The following is a 15,392-nucleotide window of genomic DNA, read 5'->3' on the forward strand; positions in this document are numbered from 1 at the left end:
CTTTTCCACCATCTATCTTTCTTAGAAAGGCCAATATCATTTTCAGCTATACCAACAAACACACCCAAATACGTTGAAGCTATTCTTCCAATCTCTCTGGCGAAATTAGCACTAGTATAAATAGTGTGCTCTTCACCTAAGTCACTGCTGCTGGCTATTCTCTTTGGCTTTGGACCACGAAGGGCGATTCTTACCAGAGAACTCCTTCTGCATCGACCAGTAACCTATCGGGAACTGGCTAACCAAAGCCCCATTAAGGCTGATTCCGACAGAAAGATATTGCCCGTTATTGATAGTCCCCTTTTGAATGTAGGCATCGGCGCTACAGGTGCCGGTATCATATTGCTTCCAAGAGGCTGGCTGGCGAGCAACAATATAAAAATCACCAAAAGCACAATTACGGGCCGATTTACGATTCAACACGGCGACGTAATACTTGGTATTGGCAACTATGGTACAAGCACCATGTTGTCCGCCGCACACTTGCCACAACGTATTCCCACCATCACCGACGAACTCCCATATCGTGCCCGCCGGAGGTGCATCGGGAGCCACATCGATGCTCGTACTCTGCTGTGACTCCTCCCCCTGCAATAATTTGGCTATATTGGCATCCGGCTTACCGACCCAAGTGTTTTTCCCATTATCATGATAAAGGCCATACACTTTATTTTCAGTGGGTTGGAATAGAAACTGAAGACTGTGATTGCCACAGTTGCCGGTTTCACACACTGAACCTCTTAGCCAAGTCGCACCCGCTATAAGCTCAGGTTCAAGGGGCGATTCAGGCCCATTCAGCACCCCTTCACTCCCTAATAGCCCCGAAAGGCCCGCCTCATCAAGGGCTGCTTGCATCGCTTTGTGATAAACAGGATCAGATAACCACAGCTCCGCAGGATAGGGGCAGGTGCCATTGTAATTATTGGTTCCATCCGCTGGTGCGCATTTCAGTGCCGCCACTGCTGTTTTGACACTATCAGCGGCATAAATAGGTGTGGATAAGGAGGAGAGAACAAGGAAAGCCCCGACTCCAATACAACTTTTCATGGTAGATCCTCAAGTACAAGCAGGAGCAAAACCCTGCGCCCATCATTAAACCGCCCCATGCCTGAAGGATTTTCCAGATCAGGGATCTTTTAGCCTTTATTCAGCATATACAAAACGTTATCGTCAAAAACTCCGATAAATTTAGGGCGTTGACACATTTCGGCGGCTATAAAAATCAATAAATGAGTGAGTGATGGAAAAATGTCTATTTTTCAATAAATTAACTGATGGGTTCGTCAACGCTTTTCTTGGTGGCGGGGGTAACTAAGCAATGTAAAGGAAACATTCCACGTAGGAATTCCATTGATATGATTAATTTTATTTATGCATCAAATGATAGGCTTATACTTATCGCAGCCATCAATAACTTAATTCAGATCATACAGGAGTGAAAGTCATGCTTAATATTGATCGAAAATACCTCATGAATCTTGATGAAAGCGCATTAAAAAGACAGCGATTGATCATGCGGATCATTGCCGTTCTACTGCTCTTGGGCGGGATATTCTGCCTGATTAACCCATTAGCCTCCAGTGTTGTGCTGAGCAAGATCATTGGTATTCTGCTGCTACTCAGTGGCATCGCCCTGATTGTCGGAATGGTGACCAACCGCCGCGCCCATGACCTCTGGCCGATGGTGACCGGTATTTTGCTCGGCGTGGCATACATTGTTATGGGTTATGTGTTCGTCACAAATCCAGCAATCGGCATGATAAGTCTGGCGGTGGTACTTGCCGTGCTCTTTGCCTTTGGTGGGGTAATGCGACTGATCACCGGTTTTAAAACATGGAAAATGCCGGGCGCATGGTTGCAGATCTTGCTAGGGGTGTTGGATCTGGTGATCACCTATCTATTGATCAGCGCCGGGCCATTGATGTCGATCACCATGGTCACCACCTTGGTCGGGATTGAGATGCTGTTCAGCTCATTTAGCTGCTTTATGGTTGCGAGCCTCTATAAACGCGACGCCTAGCCCCCTCCTCTGTACGGTATCCTGAGCTGGGATACCGTCCTCCAACGTCATATTCATGACCGCTATCACAATCAGCACATCGTAATTTCCCAAGCTGCATCGCACCGTCTAAATTTGAATAAAAAATCTCATCCGACCACTTGCCAATTCGGCCAGGGCGGCGAGAAATAACAATAACGGTTTGGCTGTATTGAGCTGATTGATAGAGCCAGAAGTACACCCGATGGAGACTGCAATGTTAGCTTACCCTCACCTGCTCGCGCCCCTGGACCTGGGCTTTACCACCCTGAAAAATCGCGTATTAATGGGGTCAATGCATACCGGACTGGAAGAGTTACCCGATGGTCCACAACGTCTGGCCGCGTTTTATGCTGAACGGGCGGCGGGCGGCGTTGGCCTGATTGTGACTGGTGGCATCGCGCCCAATAAAAAAGGGGTGGTCTATCAGGGCGCATCGGTGCTTAATGACCCCGCACAACTGCCCCACCACCAAATAGTGACGGATGCCGTGCATCAGGCAGGCGGCAAAATCGCGCTACAGATCCTCCACGCGGGCCGTTACAGCTATCAAAAACAACCCGTGGCCCCCTCTCCACTGCAAGCGCCCATTAACCCCTTTGCACCACAAGCCTTGAGCCATGATGAGGTGCTGCAAACCATTGCTGACTTCGCCCACTGCGCCCAGTTGGCCAAACAAGCCGGTTACGACGGTGTTGAGGTGATGGGGTCTGAGGGCTATCTCATCAATCAGTTCCTCGCAGCCAGAACCAATCATCGCGATGATGAATGGGGTGGCGATTTTACCCGCCGGATGCGTTTTGCCGTCGAAATTGTGCGGGCTGTTCGCCAGGCAACCGGGCCTGATTTTATCCTGATTTACCGCCTGTCAATGCTCGATCTGGTGGAAGAAGGCTCCAACTGGAGCGAGATCGAACAGCTGGCGCTGGCGGTTGAACAAGCCGGAGCCACCCTAATTAACACCGGAATTGGTTGGCATGAAGCGCGCATTCCTACCATCGCCACCATGGTGCCACGGGCCGGATTCAGCTGGGTAACCCGTAAATTGATGGGCAAAGTGCGCATTCCATTGATCACCACTAACCGAATTAACGACCCCGCAGTGGCTGAACAAGTGCTGGTTGATGGCTGTGCGGATATGGTCTCGATGGCGCGTCCATTCTTAGCTGACGCCGCTTTTGTTCACAAGGCCGCGCAGGATCGGGCGGATGAAATTAACACCTGCATCGGCTGCAATCAGGCCTGCTTAGATCAGATTTTCGACGGCAAACTGACGTCATGTTTAGTCAACCCGCGCGCCTGCCGTGAAACCGAAATGCCCGTTTTGCCAACGCAAGCACCAAAACGCTTAGCCGTGGTTGGCTCTGGTCCGGCCGGATTAGCCTTTGCGGTAACCGCAGCCAGCCGTGGTCATCAGGTGACACTCTTTGATGCCGCAGCAGATATCGGCGGCCAGTTCAATATTGCCCGCCAGATCCCCGGCAAAGAGGAGTTCGACGAAACCCTGCGCTATTTCCGCCGCCAATTAGTGCTCCACGGGGTTATTCAGCAGTTGAATACTCCAGTGCAACCACGGCATCTGGCTGATTTTGATGAAGTGATCCTCGCCTGTGGCATTCAGCCGCGCTTGCCAGCCATCAAGGGTATCGACCATCCAAAAGTGCTGACCTATCTGGACGTGTTACGTGATAAAAAGCCGGTCGGTGAGCGAATTGCCATTATCGGTGCTGGCGGGATCGGTTTTGATACCGCCGAATACCTCAGTCAATCCGGCGACTCCAGCAGTTTGGATAGCGCCGCCTTCAGCAGTGAATGGGGGATCGATCAGCAGCTAGCCCATCGCGGCGGCTTAGCGCCAGCAGGGGCCAAAGTGGAACCCTCGCCACGGCAGATTTTCCTGTTACAGCGGAAAACCAGCAAAGTGGGCGAAGGTTTGGGGAGAACAACCGGCTGGATCCACCGCACCACTCTGGCGATGCGCGGCGTGAAGATGCTCAACAGTGTCAGCTATGACCGCATTGATGATGAAGGTTTGCATATTACCCGCACCGAACAGAGCAGCTGCCTGCCCGTCGATACCATCATTATCTGCGCCGGTCAGGAGCCACGTCGCGAACTGCATCAACCCTTGCTGGAGATGGGCAAAACAGTACATTTGATTGGCGGCGCAGACGTCGCCGCCGAGCTGGATGCCCGCCGGGCGATTGATCAAGGAACTCGCCTGGCGTTGGCTATCTAAGTTAGCTAATAGGAACAGGGTGTGACAAAAAAACCACCCTGTAATTTCCCGCGCTACATCAGACCCATCCCCCCAGAACTACTGCCTTATGCACTAGATAAGGTCATTTTCACTGCGCGCTAAAATAATAGATGCCAATTATTTAATCACATGAAATAATGCCAAATATTGATTAATTATATATTTTACGCGTGAATTGGTAGCTAATATATTATTAATAATGGAAACGACCCACCTATAAATAATGAAAATAAATGTTTATAAGAATAAAAAATTGAACCTCCGAGCTAAAAACATAATAAAGTAACTTCCTAGCCAACTTATCCCAAACCCAACACATTATGGCTTATAGCAGTTTACTCACATCTAATACAAATAGCCTTGATGTATAATAGAAGCAGGTTATTTATTGTTAACCTAAATACATGGATAGTAATATTTATTATGAAAAACAAAATCAAACCACAAACAATAATCCAGAAAAATGTAAAACATATCCGGAAAAACTCTTTGTTAAGTAAGAATAAGAGTCCTATTGCTGTCTCTATTGCCACTGCACTGTTTGTTTTTAGTAGTGCACATGCAATAGCCGCGCTTGAAGATACACCCACCTATACCTATATGGATAAAACAATAGGTACAGATGGAAAATATGAAAAATATGAAAATTTAAATATTGGCGATAATGAAACTGCGAATAATATACTAATTCGTTATGGTGCCCTTAGCATGACTGGAAACTCTGAAGCTTATAGAACAGAAGTCCTCGATAGAAGCCATATATATTTATCAGGTCACAAGCCAGTGGTTTTCGATACGATAATCAGAAAGGGTGGTACACTTATGCTTGCTAGTGGAGGCACTGCTGATGGTGTTACCGTTCAGCCCGAAGGAGAAATATGGATTATAGGTAGTCTAGGACAAGGAGAAAACGGACCTATGGTGCTGAAAAACGCCATTATTGAAGGCATATTAGAATTAGATAATAATTCACTTAAACTGGAAGAGACCAATACATTCCTCGTTGGTTCAAAATTAAATATTAGTGATACTAGCCAGGATAAGGAACTTTTCTTTACAAATAATGGGAATCTTATTTTCTCAAACAGTATGGAAATAGCGTCTGGGATAAGAGGTGATGGGAACATAACAATACAGAAAGATCTATCAAGACAGCCCGAAAAAATAAAGTTAATCTTAATTGGTCGGGATGCCGACGATCCTGATGACGCTGATTATGACTACGTAGGGGAAACATCTATAATGGATGGCAGCACTCTTCAAATAAAAGAGGCCACTTTTCATAACAGTCCAATTAGAGGTATGGGCGCAGAAAGACCAGAACTCTGGATTGGCGAAACGGGTTCTGACAAAAAATCTTATCTACGAACAACCGTGCAGAACACTGATGTTTCTATTCTTAATAATAGCCAGTGGGATATGGTCGGAAACTCTACTATTTATAATTTAAAATTATCATCACTTAGTAGTATTAACCTTAGCCATAATAATAAGCTAGGAAACATATTAACCGTTGGTGAAAACTATGATGCTGATCGCCAAAGTCTCTTAGAATTTAATACTCAGTTAGGAAATGACGACTCACCAACTGACCGCATGATTGTTATGGGGAATACATCTGGCGAAACTAAAGTTAAAGTCAATAATATTGGAGGTACTGGAGATAAAACTAATTTAGGTATCATGTTGATTCAAGTGTACGGTGAGTCTGATGGTGAATTTATTCAATTAGGCCGTATTAAAGCGGGTGCTTTTGAATATAAATTAGGCCGAGGCGAAGACAAGCTTCACAAAAATTGGTATCTGCACAGTAGTTTAGCTGATGCCGCCGCACCATCAGTTCCAGCACCATCAGCTCCAGCACCAGCAGTTCCGGCATCAGCACCAGCGACACCATCAGCTCCAGCATCAGCGGCACCAGCAGCACCAGCAGTTCCGGCATCAGCACCAGCGACACCAGCAGTTCCAGCATCAGCAGCTCCAGCATCAGTGGCGCCACCAGCACCATCAGCTCCAGCATCAGCGGCACCACCAGCAGCACCAGCAGTTCCGGCATCAGCACCAGCGACACCAGCAGTTCCAGCAATCAGCAGCTCCAGCATCAGTGGCGCCACCAGCTCCAGCATCAGCAGTTCCAGCATCAGCGGCACCAGCACCAGCACCAGCACCAGCAAGCCAACCACAAGTTTATGCTCCTGAAAATGGCAGCTATATTGCCAATATTGTCATGGCAAGAAACTTGTTCAATACCCGTTTAGACGATCGCTCGGGCAGCTATCAATATAAAGATGCGAGTGGACAATGGCGCACCTCCAGTATGTGGATGCGGACCCAAGGGGGGCGAAATAATTTTGGTCACGCTGTCGAACAATTAGATATCAAAGGGAAATATTACTCAGTCCAGCTCGGGATGGATGTTATTCAAGAGGGGAGTGGACGCATTGGTGTGCTAGCTGGATTGGGTAAAGCGACAAACCACAGCCAATCCAAAGTAACCGGGTATTACTCCAATGGTGCCGTCAGCGGCTATAACCTTGGTGTATATGCAACCTGGTTACCTGAGCAAAAAGATAATACTGGCTTCTATATTGATACCCTGGCTCAATATAGCTGGTTTAACAATACCGTGAATGGGCAGGAACAAGCAGAAGACAAATATAAGTCATCAGGTTTCACTACCTCAATTGAGAGTGGTTATACCTTTAAAATGGGTGAGGCAAATCAATTGGGTTATTTCATTCAGCCCAATGCACAAATTACTCTGCAGGGGATCCGAGCACAGACCCATAAAACAGCCTACAACGAGTTAATCAGTGATGATAATAAAGGTCACATGGTCACACGTATTGGTGCCAAAACTTATCTGCAAACCATAAATAGCCAGGATAGCCAATTCACGCCTTTTATTGCCGTTAACTGGCTGCGCCAAAATCAAAATACCGGTACAATTATTTCAGGGCAACGTGTTGAGAGTAAAAGCACCAACAGCACAGAATTCAAAATTGGCGTAGAGAGTAATATTGGGCAGCAGCTGCATATTTGGGCGACCCTAGATCACCAAATAGGCCGGTATAACGATAAAAATACCAATGCATTGGCTGGGATAAAATACCACTTCTAGCTGTCAGTAAAACGAATCCCGAATCGCTGATTCAAATCAGTGATTCGGCCGCGCCGCTAACACCCCTGCGGCTTCAAGCAAAAGGAAAATACCCAAAGTCATTGGAGTCGCAGGTAGGCAGCAAGCAAACGAATCCCGATGAGCTTACATCAGTAAGTGATTCGGGTAAGTGCGCGCCGCTAACACCCCTGCGGCTTCAAGGACGCAGGGTATGCAGGGTATTTAGAAATCGCTATACGACATATCCAAACTCCCGGAACCACCGCCCTCTGAGCGGGATGAGGCTGTTTTCACTGCTTTCAGCACCATAAATTTCTGATTGGAGTCCAGCGTTTCGCAGTTACCAAACAAGCGCTTCAGTTTGTGGAAATAGTCCAGATGGCGATTCCCGACAATCATCAGCTCACCGCCCACTTTCAGGCAGCGCTTAGCATCACAAAACATCTGCCAGGCAACATGGTCACTGACTGCGTGCTGCTGATGGAAAGGGGGATTGCACAGCACCAATTGCAGACTCTCACGCTCAACCCCTGCCAGACCATGGCTCACCATAAATTCACAGCGCGGCAAGTCTTGCGGTCGGTTATAGGTGATATTCAGCTCACTGGACGCCACCGCCATATAGGACTCATCCACAAACAGCATCTCTGCCAGCGGGTTTTGCTCCAGTGCAATCAAGCCAACCACCCCATTGCCACAGCCGAGATCCGCGATTTTACCGCTCACATCATACGGCAAGATCTCCATAAAGAAGCGCGCGCCGATATCCAGATTATTGCGCGAGAAAACGTTCGCGTGATTATGGATAACATACTCGGTATTCGCCAGCGGCCAATCCGTGGTTTCTGGGGCTTCTGTCAGCGGCAGATCAGCCACCTCACAGTGGATCAACCGCGCTTTCTTCCAGGCCAACGTCGTTTTAGTCGGCCCAAGGATGGTTTCAAACAGTTGCAGGGTCGAGTTATGCACGTCGCGAGATTTTGCACCGGCAATAATCACCGTATCCGGCGCAACCACCTGGCGCAAAGCACGCAATTGCTGCTCCAGCAGCGCCAGGGCTTTAGGGATCTTAATCACCACCAGCTTAGGGGCTTCGGGCAAAGCATCGATGCTGCTCAGCAATGTGACGGCTTCTTCGTCCAGATGGTTTAAGCGCAAATTATGCGCCGTGGCCAATTGGCTCATATAAGAGTCACTGACACTGAATGGTCGATGCGCATGTAAGGCGCAGGCCAGCATACCAAATTGATCGTTAAACACCAGCACCGGGCGGCCATCGATTTCGCTTAAGTCAATGTTTTGTAGCAGATATTCATCTGCTGCTTCCCACGCCTGTAGGGTATTGGAATTTTCTTGTGGCGGAAAACGCTCGAGTTCAAGACTCTGCGTTCCCAGTAAGAGTTGGCTCATCACCGCTCCTGAATAATAAATTTGGGCTGTTTATCCCCTAAAACGGGCGATCAGTAAAATGTTTTTTTACTTAAATGGCATTTTATCGACACTAAGGCCAGCAAAACAAAAAAACACTGAGATCATCCTAAGCAAAGCAGCCAAACAGATAGCTTAGTTAAACCTGTCTTTGACATGGAGAACATATCTTATTAATTATTATTTTAATGTCAAATCATTATCAATACATTCAATTTTTACCAGCTAAACATAGAATAGTTTCTCGAATATAAACTCGTATTATTAATCAATTTACTATTATCACTAATTCATTTACTCAATTAAGTAATAAGTTACCATCAATATTAAAAACTAAAACCTAAGCATTTATCTTTAAATATTATAAGCAAAGTCATCATTCTAATTAACGTGTTATTTTTATTATCGATAATGTCTATAGCCAGCAACTGAAGTATCAATTACCAGGAAGGTAAATAAATAATGTCCTTATTAAATTCTATGCAGTCGGATCCTTCTACACTCCCCTCAAATTCATTTAAATATCATATTCCCCATCGCTTAGCGCCTTGCGCCAAAACCATTAGTATTCTGTTACTCATACTGAGCAATAACGCAGCATGGGCGAGTGTTGATATTGGAAAAAAAGAGAGTGACCGATTGGCTCAGATGCGCAAGATGGCGCGACACTATGCCCACCTGGAGAATGAAGTTAATCAGGGGAGCCAGCATTCAAATCAGAGCCAAAAGGAAAAATTAGAGTATCAGCAAAAGCAGATCCGCCAGCAGCGAGAACAACTGAATAATATGCACCCGAAGTGGGAAGAGCAAATCCAGAAGGAGCAGGAAGAGACTACAAAAACTAAGAAACCTTTGCCTACTAAAGTTCCTGCAAAAAAAGGCAATGTACCGCAAGCAACTAAACCTAAGCTGCCCGCCCCCAAAATCACAGCCAAAGCTAAACCTGTAGCAAAACCTGTAGTTAAACCTGCACCTAAACCAGCCCCCATGATTGGAGATAACCCACAGATCGGTAGCTATATCGCGAACCAGATAGCCGCTCAACAGATGTTTACCATTGATGACTTACAATATCGCCAAAGGGAAGTTCTCTACGTTGACCCAATAAGCAGTAAGAAAAAAACGACCAATATGTGGTTGAGTAGCTCTAGCGCCACAAACCGTTTTCATTCGGGCCACAAACAGCTGCATACAAAAAGTTCTCGCTACACTATCCAACTTGGCGGGCCACTGAGCAAATGGAGCAGTGGCGGAAACGATCAGGGGCTTCTGGGTATCACTGCCGGTTTAGGTCGGGCCACAAGCAGCAGCTATTCTGCTTCTTCTAATGTTTTGTCCCAAGGTTCGGTAGAGGGCTATAACCTTGGCTTATATAATATCTGGTATGCCAACAACAAAACTAAGCTCGGGCCTTATGTTGGTTTGCTCACACAATACAGTTTTTTCAAAAACCAAATTAAAGTACCAGGCGATAAAGCGACCACGAATTATAGATCCTATTTATTAACCAATACATTGGAATCAGGTTACACCATTCAACTAATCGAAAAAGAGAAGGTCAGATTCTCTATACAACCAAATATGAAAGTATCTTCGCAGCGTGCCAGTGGGCTGGAACATCGGGAAAGCACTGGAACACAAATAACCATCAAGGAGAATAGCTCCATCGCGACCAAATTAGGTGTACGCACAGCACTGGAATTCGATGTTGATACTTCGTCTGCTAAAAAGCTGCAAGTCAGCCCCTCCTTTGAAGCTAATTGGAAACATAACCGCGCGAGTGAAGGTGTCTGGCTAAGCCACACCCATGTTACACCACAAGGTTATCGTCATATTGCTGAACTGAAACTGGGTATTGAAAGTAAAATCAGCAACAATCTACAGCTGTGGGCGAATGTAGGCCAACAATTCGGCCAGCATAAATACGCCGAGACGCAAGCCATCATTGGGGGGAATTACCACTTTTAACTGCCTGTTTTAACTCAAAACAACCAATGCTGGCAAAGCATGATGTGATGCTGGCATTGGTCATTTTTTGTCTAAACAATAGGAAAACGTTATTATCAGGCTATCACCACTATCAATAGATTCATCAAATTAGACAGAGCAAATGCATATGCAGGAACTAAGCTATCTGCAAGGTTATCCCGAGCAGTTACAATCCCAGGTACGCCAACTTATCACTGACCAGCGGTTGGGGAGTGTATTGCGCCAACGATATCCACAACCTCATGATTACAATACAGATAAAATGCTGTACCAATATACGGTTGATTTAAAAAACCAGTATCTGCGCAATGCTCAGCCACTAAGTAAAGTTGCCTACGACAGTAAAATTCAGGTAATGAAACATGCACTTGGCCTGCACACTGCGATTTCCAGAGTTCAGGGGGGGAAATTAAAGGCCAAAGCTGAGATTCGAGTCGCCACTGTGTTTAAAAACGCCCCTGAAGCTTTTCTCAAAATGATAGTGGTGCACGAACTGGCTCATTTAAAAGAGAAAGATCACAACAAAGCATTCTACAGTTTGTGCTGCCATATGGAGTCGCAATATCATCAGCTTGAGTTTGATACTCGCCTCTATCTGACACATTTGGATCTTTTTGGTACGATTTACTAGTATTTGCATGTAAATCAAGAAAACCCATCGGGGGCTCCAGGGTCATGATAATCTGGCCGTTCAACGTGTTTTTCTTCTGTAGGAATGGAGTTCACTATGATTCGCTTAGCCGTTATTGGCACCAATTGGATCACCGCGCGCTTTGTTGATGCTGCCCACGAAAGTGGCAAGATAAAACTGGTCGCGGTTTACTCTCGTAAACGGGATCAAGCTGAAAAGTTTGGTGCTGATTATAACGTTACTGAATGCTTTGATGATCTGGAAGCGCTGGCGGCAAGTGATCAAATTGATGCTGTGTATATCGCCAGCCCGAACTCCTTGCATTACCCTCAGGCTAAACTGTTCCTCAGCCATAAAAAACACGTTATTTGCGAAAAATCATTGGCCTCGAATCTGGCAGAGGTCGAATCACTGGTCGCCTGCGCCCGCTGGCATCAAGTGGTTCTGTTTGAAGCCTTTAAAACAGCCTATCTACCTAATTTTATTCAGTTAAAACAGTCACTGCCGCGAGTGGGGAAACTGCGTAAAGCTTTTATTAATTTCTGTCAGTACTCCTCCCGCTATCAACGCTATCTGAATGGTGAAAATCCCAACACGTTTAATCCGGCGTTTTCTAACGGCTCGATCATGGATATTGGCTACTACTGTCTGGCCAGTGCACTGGCATTATGGGGTGAGCCAAAATCGGTGCTCGCAAGTGCAAGCCTGCTGCCCAGCGGGGTGGATGCTCACGGCACCATTTGTCTGAATTATGGTGATTTTGATGTGGCTATCATCCATTCGAAAGTCAGCCAATCAGATATTCCTAGTGAAATTCAGGGTGAAGATGGCTCGTTGGTTATCGAAAGCATCTCTGAATGCCAATCAGTGGCTTTTACGCCACGCGGCAGCCATTCACAGGACCTGACGCAACCGCAGCATATTAATACTATGCTGTATGAAGCTGAGGTTTTTGCCAATCTGGTTGAAAATAAGCAGGTGGAACACGATGGGTTGCAGCTATCACTGCTGACATCGCGTATTCAGACGGAAATTCGCCGTCAAACCGGCGTTATCTTCCCGGCAGATACCCAGCCGCCAGCGATAAGTTGATTTTTTGTTTCAATGATTGACCCGCAGGCCATTTTCTATTATTTTTGCGCGGCAAAGGGGAGTAACTTCATTGCCGGTTTGCCGTCATTACGGTGCGAAAGCACCCGGTTACCGGGCAACCTCATTAATGTACCAGCGCCTGTTTAGGGCTTTTGCATTAGTAGAGTTGTAAGTGAGACCTTGCCGGAAGGCGAGGTTTGCTTGCAGCTCAGACATAGCGGCTGGCGTCTTCCGACGTTGGCCGTTTTTGTTTTTATGAGGTTCCTTAATGATGAATACCGTGGGTACTCCCTTACTGTGGGGTAGTTTTGCTGTTGTGGTGACTATCATGCTCGCCATCGACTTACTGTTGCAGGGCCGTCGTGGCTCACAAACCATGACACTGCGCCAGGCCGCTTGCTGGTCATTAATCTGGGTTAGCTTGTCTTTGCTATTTAACGCCGGTTTCTGGTGGTATCTGGCCGAAACCGTCGGTCGCGAAGTTGCCGACAAACAAGCGCTCGCCTTCCTGACCGGCTATCTGATTGAAAAAGCACTGGCGGTCGATAACGTCTTCGTCTGGCTGATGCTATTTAGCTATTTCGCTGTCCCTGCCAATTTGCAGCGCCGTGTTCTGATTTACGGTGTACTGGGTGCGATTGTGCTGCGTACCATCATGATCTTTGCCGGAAGTTGGCTGGTGTCGCAATTTAGCTGGATCCTGTATCTGTTCGGGGCTTTCCTGCTGTTTACCGGTATCAAAATGGCAATGGCGAAAGAAGACGATACGCCGATCGGCGAAAAGCCGCTGGTTCGTTGGATCCGTAACCATCTGCGCATGACTGACGAGTTACACGGCGACCGCTTTACTGTGCGTAAAAACGGCCTGCTCTATGCCACGCCACTGGTGCTGGTATTGATTCTGGTTGAGTTGAGTGATGTGATTTTCGCCGTCGACAGTATTCCGGCCATCTTCGCCGTTACAACCGATCCCTTTATTGTTTTGACCTCTAACCTGTTTGCTATTTTAGGCTTACGCGCCATGTATTTCTTGCTAGCAAATGTGGCAGAGCGCTTCTCAATGTTGAAGTATGGCCTATCGGTCATTTTGGTGTTTATCGGTGTCAAAATGATGATTATCGATCTGTTCCATATCCCTATCGGCATTTCATTAGGTGTGGTGGCCGGTATTTTGGCACTGACATTGTTGATTAACGTTTGGGTGAATCATCGCGCAGACCGCCGTTCTGCAGCAGATAAAGCTGCCCATAAATAGTTGTCTTAGCGATACAATATATTACGCGGGGTGAGTATGACCCCGCATTTATTTCACTCTTCCCGCCCTCAGCCAAATGTTATCGTGATCACATAAATGTAAACAAAATGTTATGCAAATTTGATCTCTATTGGATTTTGCTGATTGCCTCTTTCCTGCTCAATAGATTCCCTTATACTGTCAAAGCAAACACACCCAGTTACAAATAATACTAAGTTACAGGTGTGGGAATAACCGCTCGGCCACGTTCCGGCTTAGGCGTTGATCGACTAAAAATAAAACAAGTTCAACTTGGGAAGAGGCATCACTGGAAAACTATGGAAAAAACATCTTCTGGATTCATCGGATTTATTATCCGCGGCAGCTTAGTTAAACAGATACTGGTCGGTTTGATTGCCGGTATTATCTTAGCATTAGTCTCTACCCCAGCAGCAACGGCTGTCGGCCTGCTCGGTACACTGTTCGTTGGTGCATTAAAAGCAGTGGCACCGGTTTTGGTGTTAATGCTGGTGATGGCCTCGATTGCCAATCATAAGCAGGGGCAGAAAACCAGTATCCGCCCTATTCTGTTTTTATATTTGTTGGGCACTTTTTCAGCGGCGCTGATTGCCGTGGTGGTTAGCTTCCTGTTCCCATCAACACTTATTTTGGCGACCAGCACCGCCGAAATTACCCCGCCAAGTGGGATTGTCGAAGTGCTGAAAGGTTTGCTAAGCAGTGTGATCGCAAACCCAATCCATGCACTGTTGAATGCCAACTATATCGGTATTTTGGCCTGGGCTGTGGGCCTGGGTATTGCCTTACGTCACGCAGCCGATACTACCAAAGCATTGATTAATGATATGTCTGATGCTGTAACCAAAGTGGTACGTGTAGTTATCCGCTTCGCACCACTGGGTATTTTCGGTCTGGTTTCCTCAACCATGGCAGAAACCGGTTTTGGCGTGTTGCTGGGTTATGCACAGCTGTTGGTGGTCTTGATTGGCTGTATGTTGCTGGTGGCCTTAGTGGTTAACCCACTGATTGTTTACTGGAAAATCCGCCGCAATCCCTATCCATTGGTGTTTGCCTGCCTGCGCGAAAGTGGCGTTACCGCTTTCTTTACCCGCAGTTCAGCCGCTAACATTCCAGTAAACATGGAGATGTGCAAGAAGATGAACCTGAATGAAGACACCTATTCGGTCTCCATTCCGTTGGGTGCCACCATCAACATGGCAGGTGCGGCGATTACCATCACCGTGCTGACACTGGCGGCAGTTCATACTCTGGGTATCCCCGTCGATCTGCCAACCGCGCTGCTGTTAAGTGTGGTCGCGGCAATCTGCGCCTGTGGTGCATCCGGTGTGGCCGGTGGCTCACTGTTGCTGATCCCGCTGGCATGTGGCATGTTTGGTATTCCGAACGAAGTGGCGATGCAAGTGGTGGCGGTTGGTTTCATCATCGGCGTATTGCAGGACTCAGCGGAAACCGCGCTGAACTCCTCAACCGACGTGTTGTTTACTGCCGCGGCCTGTCAGGCTGACGATGCAAGACTGGCGGATCCAGATCCGCTGGCGAGCCGTAAAATCGTCTGATTTT

Annotated in this window: 9 protein-coding genes and 1 pseudogene; 8 read left to right on the forward strand and 2 right to left on the reverse strand. The window is 46.9% G+C overall.

The features are described from left to right. Positions 1-141: 141 nt before the first annotated feature. Positions 142-1,047, reverse strand: coding sequence for an Ivy family c-type lysozyme inhibitor (locus AACW11_RS06295; protein ID WP_212584100.1), 906 nt, complete (start codon positions 1,045-1,047; stop codon positions 142-144). Positions 1,048-1,444: 397 nt separating this feature from the next. On the opposite strand from AACW11_RS06295, the gene AACW11_RS06300 reads away from it, so the two are divergent. The 3 genes and pseudogenes from AACW11_RS06300 to AACW11_RS20815 all read left to right on the forward strand — a co-directional run bounded on the left by AACW11_RS06300 (position 1,445) and on the right by AACW11_RS20815 (position 7,419). After that, entirely contained in the window at positions 1,445-2,020 is a 576-nt protein-coding gene (locus tag AACW11_RS06300; RefSeq protein WP_212584101.1) for an HdeD family acid-resistance protein, read from the forward strand. 235 nt (positions 2,021-2,255) lie between these two features. After that, positions 2,256-4,277: an NADPH-dependent 2,4-dienoyl-CoA reductase gene (locus AACW11_RS06305; protein ID WP_212584102.1), complete on the forward strand. Its 2,022-nt coding sequence runs from the start codon at positions 2,256-2,258 to the stop codon at positions 4,275-4,277. Positions 4,278-5,717: 1,440 nt separating this feature from the next. Beyond that, positions 5,718-7,419, forward strand: a pseudogene (locus tag AACW11_RS20815) (autotransporter outer membrane beta-barrel domain-containing protein). A 222-nt stretch (positions 7,420-7,641) separates the two neighbouring features. Here the strand turns inward: AACW11_RS20815 and rlmG are convergent. Next, the gene (rlmG, locus tag AACW11_RS06320) at positions 7,642-8,829 is read right to left on the reverse strand and encodes a 23S rRNA (guanine(1835)-N(2))-methyltransferase RlmG (RefSeq protein WP_212584103.1); all 1,188 of its coding nucleotides are present in this window, start codon (positions 8,827-8,829) and stop codon (positions 7,642-7,644) included. Positions 8,830-9,309: 480 nt separating this feature from the next. Between rlmG and AACW11_RS06325 the strand changes: the two genes are divergently transcribed. The 5 genes from AACW11_RS06325 to sstT all read left to right on the forward strand — a co-directional run bounded on the left by AACW11_RS06325 (position 9,310) and on the right by sstT (position 15,388). Beyond that, complete coding sequence (locus AACW11_RS06325; protein WP_249192687.1) at positions 9,310-10,815, forward strand: autotransporter outer membrane beta-barrel domain-containing protein; 1,506 nt, start codon at positions 9,310-9,312, stop codon at positions 10,813-10,815. Positions 10,816-10,963: 148 nt separating this feature from the next. Continuing rightward, positions 10,964-11,467, forward strand: a complete 504-nt coding sequence (locus AACW11_RS06330; protein ID WP_212584104.1) for a M48 metallopeptidase family protein — start codon at positions 10,964-10,966, stop codon at positions 11,465-11,467. A gap of 96 nt (positions 11,468-11,563) precedes the next feature. Further along, positions 11,564-12,559 carry a Gfo/Idh/MocA family protein gene (locus AACW11_RS06335; protein WP_212584105.1) on the forward strand — a complete coding sequence of 332 codons (996 nt, stop codon included), beginning with the start codon at positions 11,564-11,566 and terminating at the stop codon, positions 12,557-12,559. A 268-nt stretch (positions 12,560-12,827) separates the two neighbouring features. Next, positions 12,828-13,814 (forward strand): TerC family protein, encoded by a 987-nt coding sequence (locus AACW11_RS06340; RefSeq protein ID WP_283047752.1) that lies wholly within the window; start codon positions 12,828-12,830, stop codon positions 13,812-13,814. 317 nt (positions 13,815-14,131) lie between these two features. Next, the gene (gene sstT, locus AACW11_RS06345) at positions 14,132-15,388 is read left to right on the forward strand and encodes a serine/threonine transporter SstT (RefSeq protein ID WP_212584106.1); all 1,257 of its coding nucleotides are present in this window, start codon (positions 14,132-14,134) and stop codon (positions 15,386-15,388) included. Positions 15,389-15,392: the final 4 nt, after the last annotated feature.

Origin of the sequence: Yersinia sp. Marseille-Q3913 (genome assembly GCF_963892745.1) — a bacterium.
Lineage (GTDB): Bacteria > Pseudomonadota > Gammaproteobacteria > Enterobacterales > Enterobacteriaceae > Yersinia > Yersinia bercovieri.